This window comes from Sutterella parvirubra YIT 11816, assembly GCF_000250875.1.
In the GTDB taxonomy this organism is placed as follows: domain Bacteria; phylum Pseudomonadota; class Gammaproteobacteria; order Burkholderiales; family Burkholderiaceae_F; genus Sutterella; species Sutterella parvirubra.
Window position 1 is genome coordinate 1 of record NZ_JH604887.1, and the last position, 9548, is coordinate 9548.

General features: G+C 63.3%; 8 protein-coding genes and 1 pseudogene. 3 read left to right on the top strand and 6 right to left on the bottom strand.

From position 1 onward, the window contains the following. The coding region (locus HMPREF9440_RS11625) for a hypothetical protein (protein ID WP_216586055.1) at window positions 1–291 on the top strand (291 nt) is incomplete at its 5' end. Between the two features lie 394 nt (window positions 292–685). Here HMPREF9440_RS11625 and secF read toward each other — a convergent pair. The 6 genes from secF to HMPREF9440_RS02215 form a co-directional block, all read right to left on the bottom strand. Continuing rightward, window positions 686–1618, bottom strand: coding sequence for a protein translocase subunit SecF (gene secF, locus HMPREF9440_RS02190; protein WP_008541072.1), 933 nt, complete (start codon window positions 1616–1618; stop codon window positions 686–688). Window positions 1619–1635: 17 nt separating this feature from the next. Continuing rightward, window positions 1636–3543 (bottom strand): protein translocase subunit SecD, encoded by a 1908-nt coding sequence (secD, locus tag HMPREF9440_RS02195; RefSeq protein ID WP_040763249.1) that lies wholly within the window; start codon window positions 3541–3543, stop codon window positions 1636–1638. Window positions 3544–3668: 125 nt separating this feature from the next. After that, the gene (gene yajC, locus HMPREF9440_RS02200; RefSeq protein ID WP_008541074.1) at window positions 3669–4013 is read right to left on the bottom strand and encodes a preprotein translocase subunit YajC; all 345 of its coding nucleotides are present in this window, start codon (window positions 4011–4013) and stop codon (window positions 3669–3671) included. Between the two features lie 99 nt (window positions 4014–4112). Then, window positions 4113–5246, bottom strand: a complete 1134-nt coding sequence (gene tgt, locus HMPREF9440_RS02205; protein WP_008541075.1) for a tRNA guanosine(34) transglycosylase Tgt — start codon at window positions 5244–5246, stop codon at window positions 4113–4115. An 11-nt stretch (window positions 5247–5257) separates the two neighbouring features. Then, window positions 5258–6319 (bottom strand): tRNA preQ1(34) S-adenosylmethionine ribosyltransferase-isomerase QueA, encoded by a 1062-nt coding sequence (gene queA, locus HMPREF9440_RS02210; RefSeq protein ID WP_008541076.1) that lies wholly within the window; start codon window positions 6317–6319, stop codon window positions 5258–5260. 118 nt (window positions 6320–6437) lie between these two features. After that, the gene (locus tag HMPREF9440_RS02215) at window positions 6438–7817 is read right to left on the bottom strand and encodes a metallopeptidase TldD-related protein (protein WP_245523556.1); all 1380 of its coding nucleotides are present in this window, start codon (window positions 7815–7817) and stop codon (window positions 6438–6440) included. Between the two features lie 198 nt (window positions 7818–8015). On the opposite strand from HMPREF9440_RS02215, the gene yjgA reads away from it, so the two are divergent. After that, window positions 8016–8594, top strand: a complete 579-nt coding sequence (gene yjgA / locus HMPREF9440_RS02220) for a ribosome biogenesis factor YjgA (protein ID WP_008541081.1) — start codon at window positions 8016–8018, stop codon at window positions 8592–8594. Window positions 8595–8628: 34 nt separating this feature from the next. Next, window positions 8629–9240: pseudogene (gene mog, locus HMPREF9440_RS10900) on the top strand (molybdopterin adenylyltransferase); the annotation flags it as partial. Window positions 9241–9548 lie beyond the last annotated feature (308 nt).

Below are 9548 nucleotides of genomic sequence, written 5' to 3' on the forward strand. Positions count from 1 at the left end.
CTCAGAAAGGGCCCCGGTGAAGAGGTTCCAAAAACACAATTCTCTCTGTTGGGGGCTACCCTGAAGACAAACAAAATGCCGAAGATTACGCACTTTGGACAAAAATCATTGCTGGCCGCCCCGACGCAAAATTCCATAACTTACCGGAGACACTTCTGGACTACCGAGTGCAAAGAAATCGAAAAGAATACTACAGCATTCAGGAAATCAACGGCGACATTATACGCAAAAACTTTTGGGAAAATTGCAATCTCAACTCCAACCTCTGTTACTTACTTCAACGCTCGCTAAGCAGGAGAAGTGATGTTTCATCAAGCCAACTCGAGAGAGACTTAACAGAATTCCTATTAAGCATCGAGAACAACCCAAAGATCGACGAGCACTTGCTAAAGCATAGACTAAAACTCATTGTTTCAAAATTCCTTCGCCGTAGCAAAAAACTCGAATTCCTGCCTTCCCTAATCCAGTGCCATCTATTCCCTTCAAACTATTTCTCCGGTTCATCCAGAATAAGACGACAGTAATCATAAGCAACGCCACCCGGGTCTACTCTTGATTAGAACAAATAAAACGCCCCTTGACCGCTCACAAACTAAGCCATCTAGCTCAATTTTTTAACCTCTAAATAAAATTGGCTCGCCGACATGACGAGCCAATTTTATTTTTTCTCACCGAATCAAATACCTCAAGGCACCATCTCCTCCACCTCATCCTTCTTGACGACCTTGACGAGATCCTCGCGCTTGACGCCAAGGTAGAGCGCGATGGCCGCCGCGACGAAGACCGAGGAGTAGACGCCGAGCAGGATGCCGATCGTGAGCGCCAACGAGAAGTAGTGGAGTGCAGGGCCCCCGAAGAAGAACATCGAGAGCGTCATGCAAAGCGTCGACGTGTGCGTGATCACGGTTCGGGAGATCGTCGCCGTAATGGCCGAGTTGATCACCTCCATCGTGTCGGCGCGGCGCATCTTGCGGAAGTGCTCGCGGACGCGGTCGAAAATGATCACGGATTCGTTTACCGAATAGCCCAGGACGGCCAGAACCGCCGCGAGGACGGGCAACGTGAACTCCCACTGCATCACGGAGAAGATGCCGACCACGATCACCACGTCGTGAAGGTTCGCGATGATCGCGGCCAGGGCGAACTTCCATTCGAACCGGAAGGCGAGGTAGATCATGATCCCGACCACGACCAACGCGAGCGCCGTGCCGCCGTCGCGGGCGAGCTCGTCGCCCACCTGCGGGCCCACGAACTCGGTGCTCTTCAACACCACGCCGGGGTTCGAAGCTTCGAGGACGCGCATCACCTCCGCGGCGACCTCACCCGAGCTCTGGCCTTCCTTGGTCGGGACGCGGACCACGACGTCGCGGGGCGTCCCGAACGTCTGCACGAGCACCTCTTTCGACACCTGGGCGAGGTCGTTTCGGACCTGCTCGGTGTTGGCCGCTTCCGGGAAGTTCACCTCCATCTGCGTGCCGCCCGTGAACTCGATCGAGAACGCGAGGCCGTGCGCGAAGATCCAGTAGACCGCGACGAGGAAGCTCACGAGCGAGATCGAGTTCAGCACATGGCGGTAGTGCATGAACGGGATCGTCTTTTGAATGCGGAACAATTCCATTTTTTATCTACTCCCGATCACTTGAGCACGCGGTGGAGCGGATCGTCCATATTGTCCGGACGCCAAACCTGGCCGATGTGGACCTTGGCGAGCTTCTTCCTGCGGCCGTAGATCAGGTTGATCAACGCACGGGAGACCACCACCGAGGTGAAGATCGAGGTCGCGATGCCGAGGCAGTGCACGACCGCGAACCCGCGCACGGGGCCCGAGCCGAAGATGAGCAGCGCAAGACCCGCCAAAAGGCTCGTGATGTTCGAGTCCAAAATGGTCGCGAACGCACGGTCGTAACCTTCGGAAATCGCCGTCTGCGGCATGCGCCCGATACGGAGCTCTTCGCGCACGCGCTCGTTGATGAGCACGTTCGCGTCGACCGCCATGCCGAGCGTGAGCGCAATGGCCGCGATGCCCGGGAGCGTCAGGGTCGCCTGAAGAAGCGAGAGGATGGCGACCAACATCATCACGTTGCAGATGAGCGAGATGCCGCTCACGATCCCGAAGACCTGGTAGTAGACCGCCATGAAGACCGCGATCACGATGAAGCCGTAGAGCGTCGAGCGGAAGCCCGCTTCGATGTTCGCCTCACCCAAGGACGGGCCGATGAGCCGCTCTTCGACGATTTCCATCGGCGCGGCCAAAGAGCCCGCACGCAGAAGGAGCGCCGTGTCGGTCGCTTCCATCGTCGTCATGTTCCCCGAGATCTGCACGCGGCCGCCGCCGATTTCCTGACGGATCACCGGTGCCGTCACGACTTCGCCCTTGCCCTTTTCAAAGAGCAGGATCGCCATGCGCTTGCCGACGTTCTCTCGAGTCACTTCCTGGAAGATGCGCGCACCGCGGTTGTCGAGTTCGAGGTTGACGGTCGGCTCCTGCGTCTGGCTGTCGAAGCCCGGCTGGGCGTCGTTGAGGTTCTCACCCGTCAGGATGACGCGGCGCTTCACGAGAAGCGCGCGGCCGTCGCGGTCGAGGAACCGTTCGTCGCCGAAGGGAACGTTACCCTGCGCGAGCTGCGCCAAGGCTTCCGGCGAGTCGTCGACCAGGCGGACTTCCAGGGTCGCCGTACGCCCAAGGATGTCCTTCGCCTTCGCAGTGTCCTGCACGCCCGGGAGCTGCACCACGATGCGGTCCGCACCCTGCTGCGCAATCACGGGTTCGGCGACGCCCAACTCGTTGATTCGGTTGTGAAGGGTCGAGATGTTCTGCTTGAGCGCATAGTCCTGGACGTTCTGGATCGCACGTTGCGAGAGCGTCGCGCGGATGATGTAGGGCTCACGCTGCGCTTCGGGGAGCGTCAGCACCAGATCCGGCTGGGTGTTTCGCAGAAGGTCGTTCGCGCGGGCGCGTTCTTCGGCGCTCGTGAAGCGGATCTCGACGTCGTTCCCCACGCGGTTGATCCCGGCGTGGCGGATGCGCTTGTCGCGAAGCTGCGTGCGCAGGTCCGCCGCGGTCGCGTCGGCGCGCTTCGTGATCGCCGCTCGCATGTCGACCTGGAGGAGGAAGTGCACGCCGCCTCGCAGGTCAAGCCCCAGATACATCGGGAGCGCGTTGATCGAGAGGAGCCACTCCGGCGTGTTGGGCACGAGGTTCAAGGCGACGATGTGGCTCGGATCCTTCGGATCGGCATTCAACGCCTTGTCGACCACTTCGCGGGCGCGGAGCTGCTCTTCGGTCTGCGTCGGGTCAAAGCGCACGCGGATCGTATTCTGCTGCGCGCCCTGCTCGAAGAAGACGCCGTTCGGTTTCAGGTTGGCTTCGCCCAGGGCGCGCTCGACGCGCGCCAGCGTGTCTTCGGTCACCTTGACGGTGGCCTTCCCGGGCGTCACCTGCACGGCGGGGGATTCGCCGTAGAAGTTGGGCAGCGTGTAGATCAGGCCGAAGATCAACGCGATGCCGATCAGGACATATTTCCAAAGTGGGTAGCGATTCATCCCAAACTCCAAAACATGCGCCCCTCTTGTGGGGCGCATTTTGCCCGCATCCATGCGGGCAAAAGGCGTTGGAGCCGCGCTCACAACGCCTTTCGGGGTTCATGCGACCCGCCCTGCGGGCGGACTCAGAACTTGACGGCCCCCTTCGGGAGAACCGCCTGCACGGCGGCGCGCTGCATGCGGACCGTCACGGGACGGCCGTCGACGCTCGCCACCTGAAGGAGGATCGCCTGTTCTTCAACGCTTTCGATCCGGCCGGAAAGACCGCCGATCGTGAGGACCTCATCGCCCTTCGCGAGCGCTTCGCACATCTTCATGTGCTCCTTCTGGCGCTTCTGCTGCGGACGGATGAGGAAGAACCAAAAGACGGCGAAGATGACGATCAGGGGCACAACCTGAACAAGGAAGCCTTCCATGCCGCCGGGCGCGGCGGCTTCGCCGGCCGCAAGGGCGTCGTTGACAAAAAACATGTGTACTCCAGTCTTGGGAAGCTTCCGGCGCCGTGATGCGCCGGAGAAATAGGCTGATTATAAAGGTGCTGAACCTCTGCGAACCTTAACGGCGCGGGCTCATTCGACGCCGCGGGCGCGGTCCTCCGCGAAGCGCTTCTTCCAGGCTTCGAACGTGCCGTCTTCAAGCGAGGCACGGATCTCCGCCATCATGTTGAGGTAGAAGTGCAGGTTGTGGATCGTGTTCAAGCGCGCCCCGAGGATTTCGCCCACCTTGTGGAGATGGTGCAGGTACGCGCGGCTGAAGTTGCGGCACGTGTAGCACGAGCACGAAGGATCGAGCGGGCGGAGGTCGTTGCGGTAGCGGCTGTTCTTCAACTTCACGTCGCCGAAGCGCGTGAAGAGCCAGCCGTTTCGGGCATTCCGGGTCGGCATCACGCAGTCGAACATGTCGATCCCGTTCGAGACGCCGTCGACGAGGTCTTCGGGCGTGCCCACGCCCATCAGGTAGCGGGGACGGTCCTCGGGGAGCTTGTGCGCGACTTCGTCGAGAATCCGGAGCATCTCCTCCTTGGGTTCGCCCACGGAGAGGCCGCCCAAGGCGTAGCCGTGAAAACCGATCTCCTTCAAACCCGCCAGGGACTCTTCACGCAGGTGCGTGAACATCCCGCCCTGCACGATCCCGAAGAGCGCGTTGGGGTTTTCAAGCCGATCGAACTCGTCCTTCGAGCGCTTCGCCCAGCGAAGGCTCATGCGCATCGATTTGGCGGCTTCCATCTCCGTCGCGGGACGGTCACCGATCTTGTAGGGCGTGCACTCGTCCAACACCATGACGATGTCGGAATTGAGCGTGCGCTGGATCTGCATCGAGACCTCAGGCGTCAAGAAGAGCTTGTCGCCGTTGATCGGATTCGAGAAGCGGACGCCCTCTTCGGTGATCTTGCGGAGTTCCCCGAGGCTGAAGACCTGGAAGCCCCCCGAGTCCGTGAGGATCGGCTTGCTCCACTGCATGAAGTCGTGAAGCCCCTTGTGGGCGCCGATCACTTCGAGCCCGGGGCGCAGCCACAGGTGGAAGGTGTTCCCGAGAATGATCTGGGAGCCCACTTCGTTCAACTCATAGGGCGCCATCGCCTTCACGGACCCGTAGGTCCCCACCGGCATGAAGATCGGCGTCTCGACGACGCCGTGATTGAGCGTCAGCGTGCCGCGGCGCGCGCGGCCGCAGGTCGCCTTGACCTGAAAGGAAAAAGCCATCTCGTGTCTCCTCAGAGGGTGGGGTCGGTGGGAACGCGCGGATCGCGTTCGATCCAACAGGCGTCGCCGTAGCTGAAGAAGCGGTAGCGCTCCGCGACCGCGTGCGCATAAGCCGAGAGCATGCGGTTGCGTCCCGCGAGAGCCGACACCAGCATCACCAGCGTCGACTTCGGGAGGTGGAAGTTCGTGATGAGCGCGTCGACGATTTTGAAGTCGTACCCAGGCGTGATGAAGAGCGCGGTGTCCCGCGCGCCCGGCACAACGTGCCCGGCGCGATCCGCGGCGCTCTCCAGCGTGCGAAGCGACGTCGTCCCAACCGCGACGACGCGGCGGCCTTCGGCCTTCGCGGCGTTGATGCGCGCGGCCGTCGCCTCCGACATCTCGTACCACTCGGAGTGCATGTGATGCTCCGACAGGTTTTCGACGCGCACGGGTTGGAACGTCCCGGCGCCGACGTGAAGCGTCACGTAGTCGACGTCGACGCCCTTCGCGCGAAGGCGCGCGAGGAGCTCTTCCGTAAAGTGCAGACCCGCCGTCGGCGCCGCCACGGCACCGGGGTGCTCCGCATAGACCGTCTGGTAGCGGCCTTCGTCCGCGGCGTCCGCCGCGTGCGTGATGTAGGGAGGAAGCGGCACGCGGCCGAATTCGGAGAGCACGTCCAGAACGGGACGCTCGAATTCGAGCTCGAAGAACTGTTCCTGACGCCCCGTGACGACGACGCGCTCGCGCGCGTCGCCCGCTTCGAAGTAGACCGCGGTGCCGGGCTTCGGCGACTTGCTCGCGCGGATCATGGCAATCGCGGTGCGCTCGCCCGTGACGCGCTCAATGAGCGCTTCGACGGCGCCCGACGTTTCCTTGTGTCCCAAAAGGCGAGCCTTGATCACCTTGGTGTTGTTGGCGATGAGGAGGTCGCCCGGACGAAGGAGTTCTTCAACGTCGGTGAAGTGACCGTCGACGAGGGTCTCCGGCGTGATGCGCAGAAGGCGCGAAGCGCTCCGCTCCGCGAGGGGATACTGTGCGATGAGCTCTTCGGGGAGCTCGAAATCAAAGTCGGAAAGATGTTGTTCCCGCATGGCTTGACCGGCCAAGAGTGAATGAGGAAGCGGCATTCTACCCGCATTGGCGGAGGATGCCTCCCGCCGCGGGCGACTTTTGCCGTCGCCGTCTCTTTCAGGCTCTCTCTGAAGAGTCTCAGCCGCCCGCCACGGTCATCTTGGGAAGAAGCAGGCTCCCCGTCCGGCGGGCCCCCTCCGGGTGCTCGTCCGCGCCGACCGCCTCGACGGAAGCCATCATGTCGAGAAGATTCCCCGCCAACGTCACCCCGGCGACGGGGTACGCCAAACGGCCGTTCTCCACCCAAAAGCCCGAAGCGCCCCGCGAATAGTCGCCCGTCACGGGATTGACCCCGTGCCCGAACACTTCGGTGACGAGAAGTCCCGTCCCCAAACGCGCGAGCATGACGTCGAACGTGTCGGACGCCCGGGTCTCGGCGCTCGTCAACCTCAGGTTGTAGGCGCCGCCCGCATTTCCCGTCGTGCGGCGGCCGAGCCGTCGCGCGCTGTAGGAGGTGAGGAAGGCGCCCGCGAGGCGGCCCTCCTCCACCACGAGGCGGCGCGTCCCCGCGCAGCCTTCGTTGTCGAAGAGGCCGGAGCCGATCGAAGCGGGCAGGTACGGATCCTCCTCCACATTCACGTGCCTCGGGAAAATGAGGTTCCCCTCACGACCGAGAAGGCAGGAGGCCTTCCGGTAGAGAGCCCGTCCCGAGAGAAGCTCTTCCAGGATGTCGAGGAGCCCCGTCGCGGTCCGCGCCTCAAAGAGGACGCGGACGTCGCCGTTGGCGAGCGATTGAGCGCCCAGGCGCGCCGCAGCGCGGGCCGCCGCCCTCGCCCCCAAGCGCTCGGGCGAAAGGAGATCCTCGACGCGCCTCGCTTCCGTCCAATCGTCCTCGCGCTCCATGCCGGAAGCGTCCTCCGCGATGGGCGAGAGCGAGAGTTCGTGGCGCGCGTACCGGTAGCCCGCAGAAAAGCCCCAGGAGTTGGCGAGCGTGAAGCCGCCCTCGGACGTCTGAAAGCGTGCGCCTTCGGTCGTGACGATCCGGTGGTCGGCGTCGAACGCCGCCGCTTCCGCACGGCGGGCGAGCTCCACCCCGCCGGCGACGCCGCCCTCAAAGGGGTGCCAAAGATCCAAATCGCGGAAGTCCGTCTGGAGCGTTTCTTCGTCAGGCAACCCCGCCGCCGGATCCGGGGCCGCGCACCGGGCGATCTCAACCGCCGCGCGCACGGTGCGCTCCATGGCGGCTTCCGACAGGTCCGACGTGCTCGCGGCGCCGCGGCGCATGCCTCCCGCCGCGCGGCACCAGACGGAGACCGTCATGACGCGCTCGTCGGTGTATTCGACCGACTCGGTTTCGCCTTCGCGCACCGCGACGGCGAGCCCCCGATCGGCGGAGACTTCCGCCGCAGCCTGATCGGCCCCGAGCGCGCGGGCACGCGCCACCGCCCAACGGGCGGCGGCTTCGGTGTCGGTATCCGTCTTCGGGTCGTTCATCGTTTGGCTCTTCGTCTTCGGCACCGGCGGGGTGCCTTCAAGGGTGAGTGAGGTTTTCGGGCGGGGCTTCGCCCCGAGGGCGTTCGGAGAACGCCGTCATCCGTCGGGAAGGCCCTTCGTCCTGCGGACTTCTCAACGGCGAAAGAGCCTCGGAGCGCCCTTCGGAACCCGTTATCATAAGGGGTCTTCCATTTCCCTTTTCCAAGTTTCAAAGAGAGACCCATGCGTCAGGATCCCCATCAAGATTTTCAGGACGACGATGAAGAGGACGTCTACCGCGGCCCGTCGAAGTCGCAGTTGAAGCGCGAGCAGCTTGAGCTTCAGGCGCTCGGCAAGGAAATGACGGGATTGGGCGACGAACAGGTGAAGCGCATCGGCCTTCCTGAAGACGTCCTTTTTGAGATCAAGGAATTCCGCCGCATGAGGAGCTTCGGCGCGCAGCGCCGTCAGCTTCAACTGATCGGCAAGAAGATGCGCGACATGGACCCGAAGGCCGTGCGCGAAGCGATCGACCGCGCGACGGGCGAGTCCCGTGCGGCCGTGGCGCTTCTGCACCGCTGCGAGACGCTCCGCGACCGGATGATCGCCGACGACGCGGCGCTCACCGCCTTCATCAGCGAGCATCCCGAGGTGGACATTCAGGCGCTTCGCACGCTCGTTCGCGGCGCCCGCCGCGAACGCGACGCGGCGAAGCCCCCGAAGAGCGCGCGCGAACTCTACAAGTTCCTCCACCGCACGCTCGAAGAACCGATTTCGCTCTACGCCGAAGATGAGGACGAGGCCGAAGACCTCGACCGCTGATTCCCCCGCATCCACTGCTTTTTCCGGCACCATCATGAAGCCTCCCCGCAGCGCCGACAACGAACTGATCCTCGGCCTCGTCTCGATTTCCGACCGCGCGAGCCGCGGCGTCTACGACGACGAGGGCATTCCCAACCTGGAAGCGTGGTGCCGCAAGGCGATCACCACGCCGATCAAGGTCCACAAGCGCCTCATCCCCGATGAGCGCTTCGACATTGAAAAGACACTCCGTGAGTTGGTCGACATCATCGGCTGCGACCTCATCCTCACGACGGGCGGAACGGGGCCCGCTCGCCGCGACGTGACGCCGGAGGCGACGCTTGCGGTCGCCACGCGCGAGATGCCGGGCTTCGGCGAACAGATGCGCGCGATCTCGGGGCACTTCGTCCCGACGGCGATCCTCTCGCGCCAGGTCGCAGTCCTTCGCGAAACGCCCGACCATGCCGCGCTCATCATCAACCTGCCCGGCCGTCCCAAGGCGATCGCCGAGACGTTGGAAGGCCTGCGCGACGATGAGGGAAAGACGATCGTCAACGGCATCTTCGCGGCCGTCCCCTACTGCATCGACCTGATCGGCGGCCCCTACATCGAGACGGACGAGTCGGTCGTGAAGACCTTCCGTCCGAAGAACGCCGTGAAGCCCAAGAAAGCGGAAGAGAACCAAGCCAAAGAGGCTGCGTCTGAAACGCCCAAGGCTGAAGTGAAGTCGGAGGAAGTGAAGGCACCCTCCGCCAAACCTGCGGAACCCGTCTCCCCGGCGGAAAAGCCCGCGGCGCCCCGACAGGAAGCGGCTCAGAAGGTTCAGGACGAAAAGCCCGCCTTCGCCCCGAAGGACATCCTCACGGTGATGCCGCGGCGCGCCCAGCGCGGCGCCGACCTCACCGTCGTGTGGCTCCACGGCATGGGGGTCGACAACCGCGACTTCGCGCCCTTCCCGGACTAGCTTTTGGAGTT